Annotated in this window: 6 protein-coding genes and 1 pseudogene; 2 read left to right on the forward strand and 5 right to left on the reverse strand. The window is 73.3% G+C overall.

From position 1 onward, the window contains the following. Positions 1-24 precede the first annotated feature (24 nt). The 5 genes and pseudogenes from EDD92_RS49775 to EDD92_RS06395 all read right to left on the reverse strand — a co-directional run. Positions 25-174, reverse strand: a pseudogene (locus EDD92_RS49775) (MbtH family protein); the annotation flags it as partial. Then, positions 171-4,151, reverse strand: coding sequence for a non-ribosomal peptide synthetase (locus EDD92_RS06375; RefSeq protein WP_123963399.1), 3,981 nt, complete (start codon positions 4,149-4,151; stop codon positions 171-173). The gene EDD92_RS06375 and the pseudogene EDD92_RS49775, both read right to left, overlap by 4 nt. A gap of 184 nt (positions 4,152-4,335) precedes the next feature. Then, the gene (locus EDD92_RS06380; RefSeq protein WP_123963400.1) at positions 4,336-10,617 is read right to left on the reverse strand and encodes a non-ribosomal peptide synthetase; all 6,282 of its coding nucleotides are present in this window, start codon (positions 10,615-10,617) and stop codon (positions 4,336-4,338) included. Positions 10,618-10,622: 5 nt separating this feature from the next. Then, the gene (locus EDD92_RS52075; RefSeq protein ID WP_311736756.1) at positions 10,623-18,929 is read right to left on the reverse strand and encodes a non-ribosomal peptide synthetase; all 8,307 of its coding nucleotides are present in this window, start codon (positions 18,927-18,929) and stop codon (positions 10,623-10,625) included. After that, positions 18,926-20,260, reverse strand: a complete 1,335-nt coding sequence (locus tag EDD92_RS06395) for a cysteate synthase (RefSeq protein WP_123963401.1) — start codon at positions 20,258-20,260, stop codon at positions 18,926-18,928. Before EDD92_RS06395 ends, EDD92_RS52075 begins: the two co-directional genes overlap by 4 nt. Before the next feature lie 252 nt (positions 20,261-20,512). Here EDD92_RS06395 and pdhA point away from each other — a divergent pair, with 252 nt between their 5' ends. Both pdhA and EDD92_RS52080 read left to right on the forward strand, forming a co-directional pair. After that, positions 20,513-21,634, forward strand: a complete 1,122-nt coding sequence (gene pdhA / locus EDD92_RS06400; RefSeq protein ID WP_123963402.1) for a pyruvate dehydrogenase (acetyl-transferring) E1 component subunit alpha — start codon at positions 20,513-20,515, stop codon at positions 21,632-21,634. A 1-nt stretch (position 21,635) separates the two neighbouring features. Continuing rightward, a complete protein-coding gene (locus EDD92_RS52080) occupies positions 21,636-23,684 on the forward strand; it encodes a 2-oxo acid dehydrogenase subunit E2 (protein WP_123963403.1) in 2,049 nt (682 codons plus the stop codon). Position 23,685 lies beyond the last annotated feature (1 nt).

Raw genomic sequence — 23,685 nt, forward strand, 5'->3', positions numbered from 1 at the left:
GTCGGTCCAGTGCTCGTTGACGTGGTCCACGCAGGACTGACGGCTCGCACGGCCGTGGACGACGGTCCAGCCGGCCGGGACCTCGGCGAAGGCGGGCCACAGGGAGTGCTGGCCCTCGTCGTTCACCAGGACCAGGTGCTCGATGCTGTCGTCGTCGAAGGGGCTGGTTGTCATGACGGTTCCTTCTGTGGTGCGCGGTTGCGGCCAAGGGGTGAGGAGGTTTGTGTTCGGAGCCGGCTGTCCAGGACGGGGCCGATGCGGTCCAGTGACGTGGGCCGGGTCATCTCTCCGTGCGTGCAGGGGATGTCGTGGTTGTCGATGCGGCCCTCGACGTACCGCTGCCAGGAGCGGTGCCGGCCCGGGACCGCGTCCGGATCCTGTGCGGCGGTGAAGAAGAGCAGGTCCCCGTGGTAGGGCCTGGGGGCGAACTCGCCCAGCAGACGGCGGTTGTTCGCCGTCACGTCGACCAGGGCCGCCAGTTCGGCGTCGTCGAGGCTGCCGGGCATGTCGGGCACTCGGCGGACCAGCTCCGCGAACCGGCTCTCGGTCAACGGTTCCGTGTCGTCCTCGGGCACCTGCCGGCCGAGAATGGTGAGGAGGCTGCGCAACAGCGCCGGACGGTCGGACACGGCGGGGCCCTGCCGGATCCAGGCCCCGGGGAAGGAGTCGAGCAGCGCGAGGAGTGCGACCTGCTCTCCGGCCTCCTGGAGGCCGACGGCGACGTCGAAGGCGACGAGGCCGCCCATGGAGTAGCCGAGCAGGTGGTAGGGGCCGTGCGGCTGTACTTCGCGGATGAGGGCGGTGTGCTCGGCGACCACCTCGGCCAGGCTTCCGGCCCGCTCCTGACCTGGGATCAGGCCACGGGACTGCAGGCCGTACAGCGGGCGGCCGGCGTTGAGGTGGCGGGCCAGCCCCGCGAAGCCCCAGGACAGCCCGGAGGCCGGAGGAAGGCAGAAAAGGGGCTCGTGGTCGCCTCGGGTGCGCAGCGGGAGCAGGGGCCCCACGGGGGCCGTACCCGAGCCGCGGGATTGGCCGTGCCCTTCGGGACGGTCCAGCTCTGCGGGCTGGTCGTCTGCGGCCGGATGCCGGGCCAGCGCCGCCACGGTCGGTGTGTGGAAGAGGGCGCGCAGGGGCAGTTCGACGCCGAGTTCGGCGCGGATGCGTGCGGTCAGGCGGGGTGCCAGCAGGGAGTGACCGCCGAGGTCGAGGAAGCTGTCGTGGACGCCGACCTGGGCCGGGGCGAGGCCGAGGACCTCGGCGAAGATTCCACGCAGGGTCTCCTCCCGCTCGGTACGCGGGGCCGTCTTCGCGGCGAGCGGCGCGTCGGGGGCGGGCAGGGCCTTGCGGTCCAGCTTGCCGCTGGCGGTGTGCGGGAGTGCCTCGAGCGCGACGAACGCCGAGGGGATCATGTGGGCGGGGAGGGTGCGGGCGAGGTGGTCGCGGAGACCGTCGGCATCTGCTGCCGGTGCCGCCCCCTCGGCGGGTACGACGTAGGCGACCAGTTGTTTCTCGCCGCGCCGGCCCTCCCGCACCGTGGCCGCCGCCTCGGCGACGGCCGGATGTGCGGCGAGTACGGCTTCGATCTCGCCCAGTTCGATCCGGAAGCCGCGGAGTTTCACCTGCTGGTCGGCCCGGCCCAGGAAGCGCAGTTGCCCGTCGGAGCCGCGCACGGCCAGGTCGCCCGTGCGGTACATCCGCTCCCCCGGTCCGCCGAACGGGTCGGCGACGAACCGTTCGGCCGTCAGACCCGGCCTGCCGAGGTAGCCGCGGGCGGGGCCTCCGCCCGCCACGTACACCTCGCCGACGGCCCCGTCGGGCACGGGATGCAGCGCATGGTCGAGGAGGTGGACGAGGTTGCGGGCGAGGGGGCGGCCGATGGGCGGCGCGCCCTTGTCGTCCGGTTCGGCGTCGGACTGCCAGGCGGTGGCATAGATGGTCGCCTCGGTGGGCCCGTAGAAGTTGACGAGCCGTGCCCCGGGGAAGGCGGCCTCGATGCCGGCCCTGAGCTGTTCGGGGATCGGTTCGCCGCCGAGGGCCACCGTGTTCGGTGAGACGGTCGGTCGCTCGGCGAGCACGCCGGCCATGACCGTGGGTACGCCGCTGATCAGGCCGGCGTCCCGTGGGATGCCGTCGGTGAGTGCGAGGAGATTCTCGACGATCTCGATACGGCCGCCGCACAGCAGCGGCGAGAAGATCTCGAACACCGACACGTCAAAGTTGAGCGAGGTCGAGAACAGCACCTCGGCCAGCCGCTCGGGACCGAACTCCGCATGGGTCCACTCGACGAACTCGACGGCGTTGCGGTGCGTGGCCAGCACACCCTTGGGGCGGCCGGTGGAGCCGGAGGTGTATGTGATGTAGGCGAGATTGTCCTGTGTCAAGGTGCGTGAGGCGGACGGGTTTTGAGGGCTCGTCACCTTGGTCCCGGGCTTGAGCAGCGGTGTGCCCGGCGGTAGTGCCTCCGCCGTCTCAGCGGTCGCGAGGACGACGACCGGGCGGGCGTCGGCGACGATGTACGCCAGCCGGTCGGCCGGGTAGGCGGGGTCGAGTGGCAGATAGGGGGCACCCGACTTCAGTACAGCAAGCACGGCGACGACCAGCTCCGCCGTACGCGGCAGTGCGATGCCCACGACCCGCTCCGGGCCTGCTCCGAGGGCGGCCAGGCGAACGGCCAACTGCTCGGCCCGGGCGTCCACTTCGCGGTAGGTGAGACGGGTGCCGCGGTCCAGGACGGCGTCGGCGTCCGGGGTGGCCGCGACCTGCGCCGACCAGAGGCCGGTGAGGGTGCGGGTCGCCGGCGGCGTGAGCCGGGCCCGCTGCGGGAGTTCCCGGGGCGCCAGGAGCCCGAGACGGCCCTGCGGGAGCTCCGGGTCGGCCGCCATTGCCTCGATGATCCGCACGAGGCGGGCGAGCGTGGCGTCGGCCCAGCCTGCGTCGAACAGTCCCGGGTGGTAGGCGAGCCGGAAGCGGGGCCGGGGGCCGGGGAGCGCCACGAGGGTCACGGGGTAATGGGTGGCGTCGCGGCCGCCGGAGCCGACGACGCGGAGCCCGTCGCCGTCACGTCCGTCGCCCTTCGCCTCCGGATCCACCGGATAGTTCTCGAAGATGACGAGGCTGTCGAAGAGCTCCGGGACGCCCACGGCCCGCTGGATGTCGGCCAGGCCGAGATGGTGGTGGTCGAGGAGGCGGACGTAACCGTCCTGGACCTGGCGGAGCAGGGCGCCCAGGCTCTCCTCGGGCCGCAGCCGGACCCGCGTCGGGATGGTGTTGATGAACAGGCCGACCATCGACTCGACACCGGGGAGTTCGGGCGGGCGGCCGGAGACGGTGGCACCGAAGACGACGTCGTCGCGGCCCGTCAGGCGGCCGAGCAGGATCGCCCAGGCGCTCTGGACGAGGGTGTTCACGGTCACGCCGAGGCTCCTGGCGCATGCCGTGAGGGCGGCTCCGGTGTCCGCCGACAGCTCGGTCCGGGCCTGTGCGGGCTCGGTGGCGCCCGGCGTGGCGGCCGGGGCGAGTCGGGTCGGTTCCGTCACGTCGGCCAGCGCGCGACGCCAGGCGGCCTCGGCGGCGATACGGTCCCTGCGGTTCAGCCACTCCAGGAAGGTGCGGTACGGCGGGGCGGGTGCGAGCACGGCCGGGTCGCCGTCGGTTGCGTACAGGGCGAGTAGTTCCCGCAGGAGCACGGAGACCGACCAGCCGTCGAGCAGGATGTGGTGGTGGGTGACGAGCAGCCGATGGCGGTGCTCGCCGGTGCGGACCAGGGTGCAGCGCAGGAGGGGAGGAGTGGCGGGGTCGAACCCGAGGCCCCGGTCCTCGTCTAGCAGTACGGTCCACGCCTTCTCGGTGTCGATGGCTCGCCCGGTCAAATCGGCCTCCGCCCAGGGCAGCGTCGCCCGCTGCGGGACGACCTGCACCGGCTGGCCGCCGCGGCGCCGCCGGAAGGCCGCCCGCAGGTTCGGATGGCGGTCCAGCAGTGCCTGAGCGGCCGCGCGGAGGCGGCCGGCGTCCACCGGACCGTCGAGTTCGAAGACCAGCTGCACGACGTACACATCGGGGGCGTCTCGTTCGTGCTCGTACAGAGCATGGAAGAGCAGGCCCTCCTGGAGCGGTGTCAGGGGCAGTACGTCGACCGGCCCGGGCTGCGTCATGTCGCCTCGTCTCGCTGTGTTCTGTGGCTGCTGGGCTACTGGGTCGCGCCCCGAAGGGGCGCCGGGCTGTGTCGATATGCGGCTCCGCCGCGTGGGCGCGACCAGCCGCAATGGCGCCTCAGACGATCGAACGGCATATCGCGGCCCCGCGGCGGAGCCGCACATCGACAGGGCCCGCGGAGCGCTACTCAAGGCCCGCGGTCAGCTCGTCCAGCTCGTCCCGGGACAGGCCCGCGACCGACGGACCGGATGCCTTGCCGGCCCGGGACACGAGTGCGGTGAGCGCCGTGAACCACGACTCGGCCAGCGCCCGTACCTCCGGCTCGGTCAGCACGTCCTCGGGCCACACCCAGTCGGCCACCAGCCGTGGTCCGGTGAGCGTGTCGTGGACGACCGCGTTGATGGCGAGGGCATGGGCGGCGGCGAGGCCGGGGTCGCAGCCGGTACCGAGTGCAGACGACTCGGGGGCGAAGGCCCACGGCTCGGTGCCGGTGGCGGCGGGGGCGGTGAACCGGCCGAGGTAGTTGAAGCCGATCGCCGGTGCGGGCGCCTTGGCCAACTCGGGTGCCGTGTCCGGGTTGAGGTGGCGCAGCAGACCGTGGCCTACGCCGTGGTCGGGCAATTCACGCAGCCGCTCCGCGACCCGGGTGGCGGCGAGGTCGGCAGCGGGTCCGGCAGCCAGGGCGTCGCTCACGTCCACGCCCTGCAGATCCAGGTGGACCGGGTAGAGCGAGGTGAACCAGCCGACCGTGCCCGACAGTTCGAGCCCGGCCGCCAGCTCCTCGCGGCCGTGCCCCTCGACGTCGAGCACGACGTGCGGGGAGCCCTGCCGGTCGGCGACGGCCAGCGCGAGGCCGGTGAGCAGGACGTCCTGGACACCGAGGTGGAGGGCGGCCGGGACGGCGGTGAGCAGCGGTCCCGTGGTCTCGGCCGGCAGGGTGAGCCGCAGTGAGCACGTGGTGGCGGCGGTGTCCCGGTCGGAGTCGAGCGGACGTCGGCCCAGCGGGGCGCGCGGGGCGTCGCCGATGCGGCGCCACAGCTCGGCCTCGGCGACCCGCGACGGCGTACGCGCATGCCGGCCCAGCGCCAGGGACCAGTGCCGGAACGATGTGCCGACAGGCGGCAGTTGGGGGCTTCGTCCGGCCGCGACGGCCTCCCAGGCGGCTTTCAGATCGGGCACGAGGATGCGCCAGGACACGCCGTCCACGGCCAGGTGGTGGACGACCAGCAGCAGCCGCCCGGCGTGATCCGGTCCGGCGTCGAGCCACACCGCCCGGATCATCGCGCCGGCCCCCGGATCGAGCAGTGCCACAGCCCGGTCGAACTCCTCGGCCACGCACGCGTGGAGGTCGTCCGCGCCGGATACGCCGGAGACATCCCGTCGGTCGAGCAGGTCCGCGGCACGGACGCGGCCGACCGGGCTGACGTCGAGTTCCGGGGCAGGGGTGAGCCGGGAGCGCAGCATGTCGTGGTGGTCGAGCAGCGCCTGCAGGGCCTTGGTCAGCCGCGACAGACCGGCGTCCGCCGGGACCGTCAACAGGACGGACTGGCTGAACCGCCCGATCGGGCCGCCGCGTTCGAGCAGCCACCGCATGATGGGGGTGAGCGGGACCGGGCCCACTCCGTCGGTCGCGTGGACACCGGACGCACCGTCGGCAGTGCCGCCGACCGGCCCACGGGCCACCGCCGCGAGTTCCTTCACCGTCTGGTGCTTGAAGACGTCCCGGGCGCTGATCACGACTCCGGCCTCGGCTGCGCGGCTCACCAGCCGGATCGAGGTGATGCTGTCGCCGCCGAGGGCGAAGAAGTCCTCGTCGAGTGGGACTTCGGGCAGCCCCAGCAGCTCGCGGAAGAGCCCGGCGAGGATGCGCTCGGCCGGGGTGGCGGGTGCCTGTCCCCCCGCGGTACCGGGCGCGGGCGGTGCCTCGGGGACTTCTTCGGAGGCCGCGCTCGACTGACCGCGCCGCCGCCGTTCGTCGTCCTCCGGGAGGTCCACGTCCTCGACGCGCAGGTCGGGGTCGGCGGCGACAGCGGTCAGGAAGCGGAGGAGCCGCCGGGTGAGCCACTCGACCGTGGCCGGGTCGAACAGGTCGGTGCTGTACTCGGCGATGCCGTCGATGCCGGCCGGGGTGCCGTTGTCGTGGCGGCGCTCGCTCAGGTAGAGACAGAGGTCGAAGCGGGCCGCGCCGGTCTCGACGGGCTCGCGCACGACGCCCAGGCCGGGCAGGGACAGGGCGACGTCCGAGGCGTGACCGGTGAAGGCCAGCATCACCTGGAACAGCGGATGGCGGGCGAGGGTGCGCCGCGGGCTGAGGGCGTCCACGAGCAGGTCGAAGGGCACGTCCTGGTGGGCGTAGGCGGCGAGGTCGAAGTCCCGGACACGGTCCAGGAGTTCTCGGAAGGTGGGGTTGCCCGAGGTGTCGGTGCGCAGCGTGAGGCTGTTGACGAAGAAACCGACCAGGTCGTCCAGCGTGCCGTCGGCGCGTCCGGCGACCGGCGTGCCCATGGTGATGTCGGTGCCCGAACCGAGCCTGGTCAGCGTCGCGGCGAGGCCCGCCTGGAGCACCATGAACAGGGTGACCCGGGAGGCTGAGGCGAGGTCGGCGAGTGCGGCGTGCAGCTCCGCGTCGACGGTGAGGCCGGCCCGGTCGCCGCGTCCGCTGGGCTCGGCCGGCCTGGGACGGTCGGCAGGGAGCGGCAGCTCCTCCGGGGCGTCGGCCAACGCCTCGCGCCAGAAGGCGATCTGAGGTTCCAGCAGACCCGGTGTGTCGCCTGCGGTCGCCCCGAGCAGTTCGCGCTGCCAGTGGGTGAAGTCGGCGTACTGGACGGGCAGTGGCCGCCACTGTGGGGCACATCCGGTGGTCCGGGCCGTGTACGCGGTCTCCAGGTCGCGCATCAGCGGCGCCATGGACCAGCCGTCGACGGCGATGTGGTGGGAGAGCAGCAGCAGGACGTGCGTGTCGTGGCCGAGGGTGAACAGGGTGGCGCGCAGCGGTGTTTCGGCGGACAGGTCGAAGCGGTGCCCTGCGGCCTTGGTGAGCAGCGCGGGCAGTTCCGCCTCGGCGACCGGTACGACGGTGAGCTTCGGACGTCCCGCCTCCGGGTCCAGGATCCGCTGGTACGGGATGCCCTGGAAGTCGGGGTGGAGGGTGCGCAGCGGTTCGTGACGGGTCACGACATCGGCGAGCGCCGCCTCCAGCGCCTCACGGTCGAGGGGCCCGGTGAGGCGCAGGGCCCAGGGGACGGTGTAGGTGTTGGCGCCGTCGAGACGGCTCAGGAACCACAGCCGCTGCTGGGCGTAGGAGAGCGGAATCGGATCGTGCCCGCGTTCCCGCGCCGTGAGTTCGGGGCGCCGGGCGCCGCCCTCGCCTTCGCCGATCCTCAGGGCCAGCGCGGCGGGCGTCGCCGCCTCGAACACGGCCCGTACGGGCAGCGCGATGCCCAGGGCGCCCCTGATGCGGTCCGTGAGTCGCATGGCGAGCAGGGAGTCGCCGCCGCGGTCGAAGAACCCGTCGTCCGCGCCCACCAGATGGGGATCCAGGCCGAGGACGTCGGCGAAGAGCCCGCACAGGATCTCCTCCTGCGGGGTGCGCGGGGCGCGGCCGCCGCTGTGCACGGAGGGTGCCGGCAGGGCGGCTCGGTCCAGCTTGCCGTTGGCGGTCAGTGGCAGCCGGTCGAGGACGACCACGGTGGAGGGGACCATGTGGTCCGGCAGCGTCCGCGCCGCGTGGCGGCGCAGGGCGTCCGCGTCGAGGGCTCGTCCGACGGCGTAGCCGACCAGCCGTCCGTCCCGTACGAGGACGACGGCCTGCGCCACGGCGGGGTGGTCGGCGAGCGCCGCCTCCACCTCGCCGAGCTCGATGCGGAAGCCCCGGATCTTGACCTGGTCGTCCGCCCGGCCCAGGTACTCCAGCCCCCCGTCGGCCGACCGCCGCACCAAGTCGCCCGTGCGGTACATGCGTTCGCCGGAAAGGGCGGCGAACGGGTCGGCGACGAAACGGCCCGCTGTCAGCCCCGGCCGCCCCAGGTACCCGCGCGCCAGGCCCGATCCCGCCACGTACAGCTCGCCGGTCGCGCCCGGCGGCACCAGTCGCAGGCCCGCGTCCAGGACGTAAGCGCGCAGGTCGGGGATGGTCTGTCCGATGCCGCCGGCCTGCGGCCGGTCGCCCACCGCGGCCTCGGTCAGCGGCAGGCCCGTGACATGGACCGTCGTCTCCGTGATGCCGTACATGTTGACCAGTACGGGCGCGTCCTGCGGGTGCCGGGTGTACCACTCGGCGACCCGTGTGAAGTCGAGTGCCTCACCGCCGAAGACCACGTACCGCAAGGCCAGTTCGCGCCCGAGCTCCGGCAGTGCGGCGTCCGCGCGCAAGAGTTCACCGAAGGCCGAGGGCGTCTGGTTCAGCACGGTGACGCGCTCGCGTGCCAGCAGCCGCAGGAACTCCTCGGGGTCCCGGCTCACCGCGTGCGGGACGACCACGAGCGTGCCGCCGTGCAGCAGCGCGCCCCACAGCTCCCACACCGAGAAGTCGAACGCGTAGGAGTGGAACAGCGTCCACACGTCGTCCGGGCCGAAGTCGAACCAGTGCCGGGTGGCCGAGAAGAGCCGTACGACGTTGCGGTGCGGGACCGCGACGCCCTTCGGGCGGCCGGTCGAGCCCGAGGTGTAGATGACGTAGGCGAGGTGGCCGCCGGTCAGGAACGGCGCCTCGGGTGCCGTGCCGGGATACGCCTGCGACTCGTCCGGGGTGACCACGGGGACCTCGCACGGGGGCAGGCCCGCTGCCACGTCCGGCGTCGTGAGCAGCAGCACCGGATCGGCGTCGGCCAGCATGAACTCCAGTCGGTCCGACGGGTACTCCGGGTCCATCGGGACATACGCGGCGCCGGTCTTCAGGACCGCCAGGACGGCCACCACCAGCTCCGGGGAACGCGGCAGCGCGAGAGCCACCAGCCGCTCCGGGCCCGCACCGCGTGCCGCCAGCAGGTGTGCCAGGCGGTTGGCCCGCGCGTCCAGTTCCGCATAGCTGAGGCGGGTGCCCTCGTGCACGACTGCGGTGGCGTCGGGGGTGCGGGCCGCCTGGTCCGCGAACAGCTCGGGCAGGGTGGCCGACGATGGTACGGCCGTAGGGGCGGTCCCGCCCAGCAGCCGCTGCCGCTCCCCCGGCAGCAGGATCTCGACCTCGCGCACGCGCCGCGCCGGATCGGCCACGAAGGCCTCCAGTACGGCGGCGAACCGGTCGAGGAGCTGCCGGGCGCCGGCTTCGTCGTACAGGTCGGGCCGGTACGACAGGCGCAGGGCGAGGCGGCGGGCGGGCAGGACGGCGAGGGTGAGCGGGTAGTGGGTGGCGTCGCGGCCGGTGAGCTGGGTGACCCGGGAGGCCCCGGGGCCGGTCGTGGCCGGGTGGTTCTCGAAGGCCAGGAGGGTGTCGAAGAGTTCGCCGCTGCTTCCCGCGGAGCGCCGGATGTCAGCGAGTCCCAGGTGCTGGTGCGGGAGCAGGACCGCCTGCCGCTGGTGCAGCGTGGTGAGGAGGTCCGTGACGCTGCCGTCCTCGTCCCACCGGACCCGGGTGGGAACGGTGTTGATGCAGAAGCCGACCATGGAGGCGATGTTGGGCAGTTCGGGCGGGCGCACGGTCACCGTCTGGCCGAACACCATGTCGGTGCGGTCGGTCAGACGGCCCAGCAGTACACCCCAGGCGCCCTGGACGAGTGTGTTGAGGGTGATGCCGAGGGAGCGCGCGGTGGTCTCGCCCGCGCTGCTCAGCTGTTCGGGGAGTTCGAGGACGAGTTCGCGGGGCAGGGCGGTGGTGGCGGGGCCGGGGGCGAGCAGGGTGGGCTCGTCCGCATCCGACAGGGCGTCGCGCCAGGCGGCCTCGGCGGCGGTGCGGTCCTGCCGTTCCAGCCAGGCGAGGTAGTCGCGGTAGGCGGGCGCCGGCGGCAGGGCGGTGGGGTGCTCGCCGGCGTGCAGCGCGGTGAACTCCCGTACCAGCAGCTGCTTCGACCAGCCGTCCAGCAGGATGTGGTGGTTGGTGACGAGCAGGCGGTAGCGGTCCTGGGACCACCTGACCAGCAGGTACCGCAGAAGCGGCGGCTTGGCGAGGTCGAAGCGGCGGGCGCGTTCCTCATCCAGCAGCCGTGTCCACTCCTTGGCGCGCTCGCTCTCCCCGAGGGCCGTCAAGTCGACTTCTGCCCAGGGGAGTTCGACGTCCGTGGGCACGATCTGCAGGGGCCGTCCGGTGTCGCGGCGGCGGAAGCAGGCGCGCAGGTTGGGGTGCCGGTCGAGCAGGGCCTGTCCGGTGGCGCGTACGGCCGCGGGGTCGACGGGACCTTCCAGATCGAGGATCTGCTGGGTCGCGTAGAGGTCGGGGGACTGCTCGTCGTCGTACAGGGCGTGGAAGAGCAGGCCCTCCTGCAGCGGTGACAGGGGCAGGATGTCGGCGATTCCGGAACCGGACCGAGTCACCTGGGTTACCTCCACTCATTGCCGAACTCGGCTTCGAGTTCGTCGATCTCTGCTTGGGACAGCGACACAAGGGGCAGGTCGGACGGGGTGTGCCCGCCCGTCGCGCCGGTGCCGCCCTCGGCCTGCGCGGTCAGCTCCGCCATCCACCGGTCCGCGAGGGCGCGTACGTCGTCCTCGGACCAGATGCCGGGGGCCCAGGACCAGGTGGTGTCGAGCCGGCCGTCCTCGGTGGTCACGGCGGTGATCTCCAGGCCGTGGGCCACGGGCATGGCGGGGTCGTGCACGGCGCCCAGGTTGCGCAGCGACTCCGGCGCGAGGGACCAGTCGCCGTCGGCCGAACGGGCCGTCCTGCCCAGGTAGTTGAAGCCGACCTCTGGCGTCGGGAGTGCGGCGAGGAGCGGCCCCTTCGACGGGTCGAGATGGCGCAGCAGGCCGAATCCGATGCCGTGGTCCGGGACGGACCGCAGCTGTTCCTTCACGGCCTTGAGGACCTGGGCCGGATCTGCGGGGTCGACTCCGGTGAGGTCGAGCCGGGCGGGCACGACGCTGGTGAACCAGCCAACCGTCCGCGACAGGTCCAGTCCGTCGGCGAGCTCCTCGCGGCCGTGCCGCTCGACGTCCAGCAGCAGGGCCGGACGGCCGTCCTTGGAGCGCCGCCAGTACACGAATGCGGCGGCCAGCGCGGCCAGCAGGACGTCCTCGGGTCCGGCGTGGAAGGCGGCGGGCACGGTGGTGAGCAGATGGTTGGTGGCCTCGGCCGGGAGCTGCCGGGTGAGATGGCGCATCCCGCCGACGACGTCTCGCCGAGGGTCGGGTCGACGCGCGCCCAGCAGCGGACCGGGGTCCTCCAACACGCGGCGCCAGGCGTCCACTTCGGCTGTCCGTGCCGGGGCGCGGGCCTCCCGCTCCAGCAGGCGGGCCCAGTGCCGGAAGGAGGTGCCCCGCTCGGGCAGGTCCTCCTCGCGCCAGGCCGCGGCCAGGTCGGAGCACAGGATGCGCCAGGACACGCCGTCCACGGCGAGGTGATGGATGGTCAGCAGCAGCCGTCCGGGGCGGCCGGGACCGGCATCGCACCACACTGCGCGCAGCAACTGGCCCAGGCCCGGCCCGAGTTGTGACGCCGACTTGTTCAGTACCTGTGCGAAGTCGACCGGTCCGGCGATGCAGTCCAGCACCGTGGCCGCGTCGACGGTCCCGGGAGGCGGAATCTCGGCCACCCGTCCGTCGGGTGTCAGACGCATCCGCAGGACGTCGTGGTGGTCGAGCACAGCCTGCAGCGCCGCGGTCAGGCGCTTCTCGTCCGCGCCCGCCGGGGTGACGAGCAGCACCGACTGGCTGAACGCACCGATCGGACCGCCGCGTTCACGCAGCCGGTGCATGGCCGGGGTGAGGGGCAGGGTGCCGATCGGTGAGTCCTGTTCCGGGACCGAACCGGGAGTCGGCCGATCGGCCGCCACGGTGGCGAGACCGGCGACCGTACGGCGCTCGAACACGTCTCGCGGGGTCAGCCGCAGCCCTTCGGCGAGCGCGCGGCTCACCAGGTGGATGGAGGTGATGCTGTCGCCACCCAGGTCGAAGAAGCCCTCGTCGACACCGACGGCGTCGGCAGGGACCCCGAGGACCTCGGCGAACACGTCCCGGAGGGCCGCCTCCTGCGGGGTGCGCGGGGCCCGTCCCGTCGTCGTCTCCCGGGTGGCGGCCGGTGCGGGCAGGGCGGCTCGGTCCAGCTTGCCATTGGGGGTCATCGGCAGCGCGTCGAGCGCCACGAGCGCCTCGGGGACCATGTGGGCGGGCAGCCGACGGGCGGTGTACGCGAGGACGGCTGGGCAGTCGGCCTCGGCGGCTCCGACGACGTATCCGACCAGGCGCCGGACGCCGGCCCGGTCCTCGCGCACCACTACCGCCGCCTGGGCGACGGCCGGATGGGCGGTGAGCACGCCCTCGACCTCGCCGGGCTCGATCCGCAGTCCGCGGAGCTTGAGCTGGCCGTCGGCCCGCCCGCGCAGCTCCAAGGTGCCGTCGGCCCGCCACACGGCCAGGTCACCGGTCCGGTACATGCGCCCGCCGGACGGATCGAAGGGGTCGGCGACGAACCGCTCGGCGGTCAGACCGGGCCGCCTCCAGTAGCCGCGGGCCACGTGATCGCCGGATACGTACAACTCGCCCTCGACACCGACCGGTACCGGGTTCAGCCGGGCGTCGAGCACATATGCCCGGGTGTTCCACATGGGGCGGCCGATGGGCACCGGCCCGGTCGGCAGTTCTTCGCCGGGCTCGATGCGGTGGTCGGTGCAGCCGACGGTGAGCTCGGTCGGGCCGTAGTGGTTGATCAGGCGTACGGCGGGGTGGTCGCCTCGCCAGGTGCGCAGGGCCTCGCCGACCAGTGCCTCGCCACCGAGCATGAACTCCTCGGTGGGCGAGAGGTCGTGCGGCAGGGCGGGCAGCAACGGGAGGTGGCTGGGGGTCGCCTTGAGGAAGGTGTATCCGCCGTTCGCCGGCGTCGCACCCGCGTCGTGGAAGCCGGCGACGTGCACCCGGCCGCCGGCGGCGAGCGCCCCGTGCAGGGTGGTCACGGTGGCGTCGAAGGACATCGTCGCGTGCAGCAGCGAGGTGCCACGCAGACTCGGGTACGCCTCGACGCAACGGGCCACGTAGGTGGTGAGGTTGCGGTGCTCGACGACGACGCCCTTCGGGCGGCCGGTGGTGCCGGAGGTGTAGATCAGATAGGCGGGGTCGGAGGGTCGGGCCTCGGGAAGAGGCGCATCCGGACCGTCCGGGGCCGCGTCGGGATCCACGACGGCACAGCCGACGCGGCAGTCGGCGGGAAGCCGGTCCCGGGCGATCAGACACACCGGATCTGCGTCCGCGAGCAGATAGGCGGTGCGCTCGGCAGGATGTTCCGGGTCCAGCGGCAGATACGCGGCGCCGGCCTTGAGAACGGCGAGCACGGCGACCGCGAGATCGACCGACCGGGGCAGCGAGAACGCGACGATCCGCCCCGGACCGGCACCGTGCGAGATGAGGACGCGCGCCAAACGACCGGCTCGCTCGCTCAGTTGACGATACGTCAGCGCGTTGGTGCCGTCCTCGACGGCGACGGTGTCCGGCGCCTCGGCGGCGCGCGCCTCGAAGAGGCGGGGGAAGGTGGTGTCCGGCACGTCGCGTGCCGTGTCGTTGAACTCGGTCAGAAGCCGGTGGCGCTCGCGGTCGGCGAGGATGTCATGGGTGCCGATGGCGCGGTCGGGATGGTCGACCGCGGTCCGCAGCAGCCGCTCCAGACGGGCGGCCAGGTCCTCGGCCGTGCGCCGGTCGAAGAGGTCGGCGCTGTACTGGAGGATGCCTTCGATCCCGTCCGGGGAGCCGTCGGGGGCTCGCTGCTCGCCCAGGTTGAAGGTCAGGTCGATCTTGGTGGCGCCGGTCTCCACGGGCAGCGTCCGGGCGTGCAGTCCGGGGAGGTCGAGGCGGGGTCCTGCGGTGGGGCGGAAGGCGAGCATCACCTGGAAGAGCGGGTGCCGGGCGAGTGAGCGGGGCGGATTGAGGGCCTCCACCAGGTACTCGAAGGGCAGCTCCTGGTGGGCGTAGGCCGCCAGGTCGGTCTCCCGGACCCTGGCGAGCAGTTCCCGGAAGCTGGGGTCGCCCGAGGTGTCGGTACGCAGCACGAGGGTGTTGACGAAGCAGCCGACGAGGTCGTCAAGCGCCTCGTCGGCGCGGCCGGCGACCGGCGTGCCCAGCGGGATGTCGCTGCCCGCCCCCAGCCGGGTCAGCAGGGCGGCAAGGCCGGCCTGCACCACCATGAACACCGTCGTGCCGGTCTCGTCGGCCAGGGTCCGCAGCCGTCGGTGCAGGTCCGCGTCCAGCCGGACGGGGATGTCGCCGCCCCGGTGGGTGGCGCGGACCGGGCGGGGGCGGTCGGCGGGGAGCGGGAGTTCGTCGGGAAGTCCGGCGAGCGCCCGGCGCCAGTGGTCGAGTTGACGCTCCTGGTCGTCGCCGAGCACCTCGCGCTGCCAGACGCAGTAGTCGGCGTACTGGACGGGCAGGGGCACCCGGTCCGGCTCCCGGCCCTCCAGCCGGGCCCGATAGGCGGTCGCCAGGTCGAGCAGCAGCGGGTCGAGGGACCAGCCGTCGGCGGCGATGTGGTGCAGGACGAGGAGGAGGACGTGGTCCTCGGGGCCGAGGGCAAGGAGGTGCGCGCGGAACGGGACACCCGCAGAGAGCTCGAACCCCTCCCCCGCCAACTGGGCCAGCCGCTGAGGCAGTTCGGCCTCGGTCACGTGATCGGCTTGCAGATCCGGCAGACAGGACTGCAGCAGCCGCTGGCACGGCAGACCGTCGGCATCCGGGTAGACGGTGCGCAGGATCTCGTGCCGGGCGACGAGGTCGGCGAGGGCCGCGCGCAGGGCGTCCACGTCGAGGCCGGCGCCGGTCAGCCGTACGGCGACGGGGATGTTGTAGGCCGCGCTCGGGCCCTCCAGCCGGTGCAGGAACCACAGCCGCCGCTGGGCGGACGACAGCGGGGTCTCGCCGAGAGCGGTGCGCGGAGCCGGCCGCAGGGCGGGGCGTACGGCCGCCCCGGCGCCCGGTGACAACCGGGCGAGGCCGGTCGGAGTGGGCGCCTGGAAGACGTCACGCAGGGTCAGTTCGACGCCCAGGGTGGTACGGATGCGTCCGAGGAGACGAAGGGCGAGCAGCGAATGTCCGCCGAGCGCGAAGAAGCTGTCGCGGGGGCCGACGTCCGGGAGGCCGAGCAGGTCGGCGAAGAGGGCGCACAGGACGTCTTCGTGGGGCGTGCGCGGCGCGTGGGCCTGCGGGGCGGCAGCGGTGGGCGGGGCGGGCAGCGCGGCCCGGTCGAGCTTGCCGTTGGGGGTCAGCGGCAGCCGGTCGAGGACGACGACGGCCGAGGGGATCATGAAGTCGGGCAGGCAGGCGGCGAGGTGGTCGCGCAGGGTTTCGGGGGTGGGGGCGGCACGGTGGGCGGGCTGGGCGCGGAGGGTGGGAGCGGGGTGCTCGGTCGCCACAACACCGGAGGCAGGAGCCGGACGGCCAGCCGCCAACGCACCAGGGACAGAAGCCGGATCGTCGGCGGGCGAAGCACCGAGGGTGGGCGCGGTGGCGTCGAGGGCCGGGGCGTCCGGGTTCGATCCGGCGTCCTCGGCCCGGCGGGGCTCCGGCGTTGATACGGCGCCATCGGCGCGCTGAAGCTCCGGGTCGGACTCGGCAGCTTTGGCGGACGGGACGTCCAAGGTCGACCTGGCGCCGACGGTCCTCTCGGCCCCCGACCCCGCCGCCCCCGCGGCCCGCAGGATCACGACCGCGGACCGCGCATTTCCTGCAAACCCGGCTTGCGACGCAGCCGCGGGACCTTCGGCGAACGGGACGTCCGAAGCCGACCCGGCGCTCCCGCCCGCCTGCTCCGGCGCCGGATCCGCCGCATGCCCGGCCTCTGTCACCAGCCCCGCATCCTCGATGCGGCCGGCCGCCCACACCGACGAGGCACCTTCAGCTCGCCGGGTCTCCGGCGCGGATGCCGCATCCTCTGCCGAGGGGACGTCCGAGGTCGACGTTGCAGCTGCAGTGCCGGGGGCCCGCGGTTCACCCGTCGTCGTGGCCTTGCCCTCGGTACAGACCGCGTACGCGACCAGTCGGCGAGCGCCCGGCCTGTCCTCGCGGACGACAACCACCGCCTGGGTGACCTCGGGGTGGGCGGCGAGTGCCGTCTCGATCTCGCCCAGTTCGATGCGGAAGCCGCGGAGTTTGACCTGGCCGTCGGTGCGGCCGTGGAACTCCAGCTCGCCGTCGGCCGTCACGCGCGCGTGGTCGCCGGTGCGGTACATGCGGGCGCCGGGCGGGCCGTACGGGTCGGCGGTGAAGCGTTCGGCGGTGGTGCCGGGGCGGCCGAGGTAGCCGCGGGCCACACCGGGTCCGGCAATGTACAACTCCCCCACGGTCCCCGGTGGGAGTGGCTGCAGGGCGCCGTCGAGGACGTAGGCGCGCATGCCGTCCAGAGGGCGGCCGATCGGCAGCGGGTCGGGCACGGGCGCGTCCGCCGTGCAGGGGCGGGAGGTGGCGAAGGTGGTCGTCTCGGTGGGTCCGTAGCCGTCGGTGACGGTCAGCCCGGGGCAGGCTGCCAGGACCCGGCGGACCGCCGGCGCGGGCACGGCCTCTCCGCCGGTCCACACCTGGCGCAGCCCCGCGAAGCAGCCCGGGTCCTCCTCGGCGGCGAGGCGGAACAGCCCGGCGGTGAGCCACAGAGCCGTCAGCCCGTGCCGCTCCGTCAGGCGAGCGACCGCGGCCGCGTCCACGTCCTCCTCCGGCCCGGCGACCACGGCGGTGCCGCCGTTCAGCAGCGGCACCCACATCTCGTAGGTGGAGGCGTCGAACGCCGTCGGCGAGTGCACCAGCACGCGCGCGTGCGCGCCGTCTGCGAACGCCGAGTCGGCGGCCAGGGCGGTGACGTCGCGATGGGTGACGGCGACGCCCTTGGGGGTGCCGGTGGATCCGGAGGTGTAGCTGACGTAGGCGAGCTGGGCGGGGTGCATGAGCACCGGGGGGTCCGTGTCCGGTTCGGCGGCGAGCCCCGGGGCCCCGGGACCGACCGTGGTCACCCCGTCGTACGGCTCGGTCGGCTCGGTGTCGGTCAGCAGGACGCTCGCGCCGGTCTCGGCCAGGATCTGCCGGGTGCGGGCAGCCGGTGCGCGCGGGTCGAGGCCGACGTATGCGGCGCCCGCCTTGAGTACGGCCAGGAGCACGGCGAGGAGTCCGTCGGAGCGGTCCAGCAGGACCGCCACGCGGTCCTCCGGGCGGACGCCGAGGGTGATCAGCCGGTGCGCGAGCCGGTTGGCGCGGGCATTCAACTGCCGGTAGGTGGTGGTGCGTTCGCCCTGGATGAGCGCCGTGGCATCGGGGGTGGCCGCGGCCCGCGCCGCGAAGAGTTCCGGCACGGTCGTCGCTGCTCCCGCGGGCGCGCCGGAGCCGACGAGCCGGGCATCCGCACGCTCCTCCGGCAATGCCACCTCGACCCGGCCGACCGGGGTGCCGGTGGCGACGACGGCTTGGGCGAAGTGCTCCACGAAACGGGCGAAGCGCCGGTGATGGGCGGCCAGTTCGGCTTCCGTGTAGTGGTCGGGACCCGCGTCGAGGTCGATGCGGATGCCGTCGCCGTCGGCACGGTCGTACACGTTGACGGCGAGGTCCTCGACGGGTCCCGTGGACAGGTTGTGGCGGGTGGTGGCATGCCCGGCGAACCGCAGCTCCGGGCCGAACGCCATGATGTTGACGACGGGCCCGAAGAAGCGCGGCCCGTCCTGCGGCCGGTCCCGGTCCCGGCGCAGGTCCTCGCCGCGGTACCGCTGGTGCGCCAGCAGGTCGCGGGTGGCGGACGCCGTCCGGCGTACGAGGTCGCGGGCCGTGGTGTCGGGCCGTACGGACAGCCGCAGCGGAAGCACGTTGGACGCCATGCCCGGCGTGGCGAGTTCCGTCTCGCTCTCGCGGGCGGTGACGGCGAGGCCCAGAACGATGTCCCGGGCTCCGGTGAGCCGGTGCAGATAGGCGGCGGTCGCCGCGAGCAGGACGCGCGACCAGCGGGTACCGGCCTGTTCGGCGGCGGCGTGCACCAAGTTCCCTGCTGCCTGAGGGAGATGACCGGTACGGCGCAGGAAACTCCCGGCGACATGCGGCGGACGGGCGGACAGGCTCACCGGGTCGGGGCGGTCGGCGAGCGCGGACGTCCAGAACTCCCGGTCCGACGCGTGCCGTTGGCCGGCGCGGTAGGCCTCGTCCGCGGCGACCAGCGGGGCGAGGGGCGCGGGCGGCGGGGTGTGCGGCGTGCCCGCGACGAGGGCGCTGTAGGCGTCGGCGACCCGGCGCGCGAGGAGGGAGCAGCTGTAGCCGTCGACGGCGATGTGGTGGTAGCGCTGGTACCAGATCCAGTGGGTGGCCGTGAGGTGCAGCAGGGCGTACCGGAAGAGCGGTGACCGTTCGGCGTCGAACGGTGTGGTGAAGTCGGCGGCCATCCAGGCCTCGGCGGCCGACCGGGGGTCGGCTTCGCCCGTGAGGTCGACGACGGGCAGGTCCCAGGCGGGGTCGGTGTCGACGAGTTGGCGGACGGTGTCGTCCTCGGCCGTGAACCGGACCCGCAGTGTCTCGGTGGCCGTCACCACCTGCCGGACGGCCGTCCGGAAGCGGACGGGGTCGACGGGGCCGTGGATCTCGGTGTATTCGCCCACGTTGTAGGCGGGCCCGGCGGGATCGAGCCGCTGCCCGAACCACATCGAGCGCTGGGCGGCGGACACGTCCAGAGCGTGCGGGAGCGTCATCGGGCGGCCTCCGTGACCGCCGCGGGGCCGGTCAGCTGCCGGGCCACGAGCTCGGCCACGACCCGCGGGCCCTCGTCGCGGCCGGGCCAGGGCACGCGCAGCCAGGGCTCGGCGGGGATCAGCGGCAGGTCGCGGGCCTGTCGGGCCCGGCCGCCTCCGGTGATGTTGAGGAGGACGAGTTCGTCGCGGCGGACGTGGCCGCCCCGTGCCGCCTCGGCCAGGGCGGCCAGTGCCACTCCGGCACCCGGCTCGATATCGATGCCCTCGACCTCCTCGAAGAGGGCCATGGCGGCGAGGGCCGCAACGTTGTCGGTGCACAGGACGTCCCCGCCGCTCTCGGTGAGCACGTCGCGCACACCGCCGCGGACGGCGAACGGCGGGCGCCGGTTGGTCAGTTCGCGTGCCAGCGGCTCCAGCTCGCGATCACTGTCGCTGTCCCGGTCCTGGTGAGCCGGAGCCGCGCCGGTACATCGCCAGGCGTCGTACAGCGGCGCGAAGGGCGCGTTCTGGCACATCAGCAGGCGGGGCAGTCTCTCGCCGTCGGCGCGCAGCCTGCGGGCCGCCTCGTGGGCGCCGATGGCTCCGGTGCCGCTGCCGACGGCCTGCACATAGGTCTCCGGCAGCCGCCCCAGGGCATCCGCTGCGGCCAGCATGACGGTACCCAGGCCGTCGCGCCGGCCGACGTTGCGCGCGCCGCCCTCGGCATGGTGGCCGGGCAGGGCGGACAGCAGGTCGGCGCAGGCGATGGCGTCGCTGTAGGTGGCGGTGCCGTCGAGGACGACGAGCCGGACGCAGGGCTCGAGCGGTGCGGGGAAGCGCATCCGTTCCAGGGCCGGTGCGGGCACCACGAGCAGGCAGGGCACCTGGTGGCGGGTGGCGGCCCAGGCGAAGGCGGCGGCGGTGTTGCCTGCGGAGGGAATCACGAGCACGGGCGGCCCGGCGGGCAGCCGGCCGAGCACCGTGTATGCCTCCAGGTCCTTGAACGTACAGGTCGGCAGGGCCGCCCTGCGTTCGGGCCAGTACCCGTTGAAGGCGACCCACAGCCGGTCGAGACCGATACGGCGCCCGAGCCGCTCGGCGCGGTAAACGACCGGGCCCGGAACGTCGGGGAAGGAGCGCGCCACCGGCAGCAGCGGGGCATGCCGGAACAGGCCGGTGCTTTCACCGACGCGGGTTCCGGTTGTGTTCTGCTCGCTGTTGTACTCGGTGCGCAGGAATGCCGGTTCGTGCCGACGGGAGCAGTCGAGGAGGAGACCGTCGTCCTCGTAACGGGTTCCGCAGGAGGAACAGACAACGGTGTAGTGACGTGTTCCCGGGCCTACTCCGGACATCTTCGCTTGCCTTCCGCAGTGCCGCGTTTCGCTGATCAATTGGAACCGGTGCTTCAGGACGGGCGGGCGACGCACGAATTACCTTTTGACGACGCCTGGTTGACGGACAGGAAGCGCTTACCCCCTTCTTACGCGGAACGACGGACTGTTCAGTTCCGCTTCATCCGCCCTTAGCTGCCTGACAGTTGAGAAAGCGCATGCCCGTGGAGATCATCCGAAGCGCGAAAGCCGTTCGGAAAGGGTGGCGGATACATGGGCAACAAGCCGACGGGGACGAAAGCGGGGAATGAGACGGAGCCCTCGCCCTGGCTCCCCTCCCCGGTTCCGGTTTCCCTTCTCTCGCCGGATGGCGGGACGGTGAGCAGGACGTACTCCGAGCCTCCGGCCGAGTCGCTGCTGACGGCGTACCGGAAGATGGTCGTCGGGCGCCGCTTCGACGAGCAGGCGACGGCGCTCGCCCGGCAGGGCAGGCTCGCCGTCCATCCCTCCAGCCTCGGCCAGGAGGCCTGCCAGGTGGGCGCCGCGCTCGCCCTGCGCGCCGGCGACTGGCTGTTCCCCACCTACCGGGACTGTGTCGCGCTGGTCAGCCGCGGGATCGATCCCGTCGAGGCGCTGACGCTGCTGCGCGGGGACGCGCACTGCGGCTACGACCCGGTACGGCACCGCACGGCACCGCAGTGCACCCCGCTGGCCACCCACGCCGCGCACGCCGCGGGACTGGCCCACGGCGAGCGCCTCAAGGGCGCGGACACGGTCGCCCTGGCGCTGGTGGGCGACGGCGCCACCAGTGAGGGCGACTTCCATGAAGCCCTCAATCTGGCGGGTGTGCTGAAGGCTCCGGTGGTGTTCCTGGTGCAGAACAACGGGTACGCCATCTCCGTCCCGCTGTCCGAGCAGTGCGCTGCACCGAGCCTGGCGTACAAGGGGGTCGGCTACGGCATCCGGTCGGAACAGGTGGACGGCAACGACGCCGCGGCCGTACTCACCGTGCTGACCACGGCGGTCGAGGACGCCCGGGCGGGCGGTGGGCCGTGGCTGGTCGAGGCGCACACCTACCGGATGGGCCCCCACACCAGCGCCGACGATCCCTCCCGGTACCGCACGGCCGCGGAGGCCGACGGCTGGCGGGAGCGTGACCCGATCGCCCGGCTGGAGTCGGCGCTGCGCGCGCGGGGCCTGCTGACCGACGAGGAGGTCAAGAGCGCCGCCGCCGAGGCGGAGGCGTACGCCACCGACGTACGCGAACGGCTCGGCGCGGGCCCGGAGTTGGACCCCGCGGCTCTCTTCGACCACGTCTTCTCTTCGCCGACCCCACACATCGCCGATCAACAAGCCATTCTGCAGGCCGAGTTGACCGAGTCGGAGGAACGCTGACATGACCACGGTCGACACGGGAATGGCCCAGGCGCTCAACGCCGCCCTGCGGGATGCGCTGGGCGCGGACGAACGGGTCGTCGTCTTCGGCGAGGACGTCGGGCGCCTCGGCGGCGTCTTCCGGGTCACCGAAGGGCTGCGGGCTGCCTTCGGCGACGGCCGCTGCTTCGACACGCCGGTCAGTGAGGCCGGCATCGCGGGCCTCGCGGTCGGCATGGCGATGGCCGGCTGGCGGCCGGTGGTGGAGATGCAGTTCGACGCGTTCGCCTACCCGGCGTTCGAGCAGATCACCTCCCACATGGCCAAGATGCGCAACCGCACCCGCGGCGCCCTCGCGCTGCCCCTGGTCGTCCGGATCCCCTACGGCGGCGGCATCGGCGGCGTCGAGCACCACAGCGACTCCAGCGAGGCGTACTACGCGCACACGGCGGGCCTGAAGGTCGTGACCCCGGCGACGGCGGCAGATGCGTACTCCCTGCTGCGCGAGGCGATCGACGACCCGGACCCCGTGATCTTCCTCGAGCCGAAGCGCCGCTACTGGACCAAGGAGCCCCTCCAACTCCCTGTCCGGACCGGGTCGTTCGGCACCGCCGCCGTACGCCGGGCCGGGGCCGACGTCACGCTCGTCGCCTACGGCCCCTCGGTCGCCGTAGCCCTGGAAACGGCCGACCTGGCCGCCGCGGAAGGCCTGGACGTCGAGGTGCTGGACCTGCGCACCCTCGTGCCCCTCGACGACGACGCGCTGACCGCGTCGGTGCGGCGGACCGGCCGGTGCCTGGTGGTGCACGAGGCGCAGGGGTTCGCCGGGGTCGGCGCCGAGATCGCGGCGCGGGTGCAGGAGCGGTGCTTCGACGCGCTGCGGGCGCCGGTGCTGCGGGTCACCGGGTTCGACATCCCGTATCCGCCGCCGTTGCTGGAGGACACCCATCTGCCCGGCGTGCGCCGGGTGCTCGACGGCCTGTACCGCCTGCTGCCCGCCTCCGCGCGCCGGGCCCCACGCACCCTCCCCGCCGCCTGCGCCCCCGCGCCCGGCCGTACGTTCCTCCTGCCCGACCTGGGTGAGGGGCTGGCCGAGGCGGAGGTGCTGGAGTGGAAGGTCGCCGTGGGCGATCCCGTCGAGCACGATCAGGTCGTGGCGGAGGTCGAGACGGCCAAGTCCGCGGTGACGCTGCCGAGTCCGTTCGCGGGGACCGTCACGGCCCTGCACTGCGAGGCGGGTCAGGTCGTCGAGGTGGGGGCGCCGCTGCTGACCGTGGAGGAGTCGGCAGAGGCATCCGGTTCGGGCGCCGTCCTGACCGGTTATGGGACGTCGGGCCGATCCGGTCGTCAGCCGTCGGCCCTCCCGGCGACCACGACGGGGGCGGCCGACGCCGTGCACGAGTCGAACGATCCGGCCCGTGTGACGGCGTCCGCCACCCGGATCCCGCTGGGCCCCTCCGCCGACAAGTTCGTCCGCGGGCACCGTGACACTCCTGCGGTGACCATCTGGGCGGACGCCGACGCCGGCAGCCTGCTCGCCGCCCGCACCACCCTCGGTACGGGCCTGATGCCGCTGCTGGCCCGGGCCTGCCTCGACGCGCTGGCCGCCTTCCCGGAGCTCAACTCCCGTGTGGACGCCGACCGCCGGGAGCTCGTCCGCCTGCCGCAGGTGCATCTGGGCTTCGCCGCGCAGACCGACCACGGCCTGGTCGTCCCCGTGGTGCGGGACGCCGACCGCCTCCCGCTCGACGGCCTGGCCGCCGAACTACGGCGGCTGACCGACCTCGCCCGCCGCGGTGCGCTGCCGGCCGAGCACCTCACCGGCGGCACGTTCACCCTGAACAACTACGGCGGCTTCGACGTCGACGGCGCCACGCCGATCCTCAACCACCCTCAGGCGGCGATGATCGGGGTGGGCCGCATCACGGACCGCCCCTGGGTGACGGACGGCCGCGTCGAGGTGCGCAAGGTCGTCAACGTGTCCCTGACCTTCGACCATCGCGTCTGCGACGGTGGCACCGCGGCCGCCTTCCTGCGGCACGTCGTCGACGGCCTCGGCTGTGCCGTCTGAG

This window comes from Streptomyces sp. TLI_185, assembly GCF_003814765.1.
Lineage (GTDB): Bacteria > Actinomycetota > Actinomycetes > Streptomycetales > Streptomycetaceae > Streptomyces.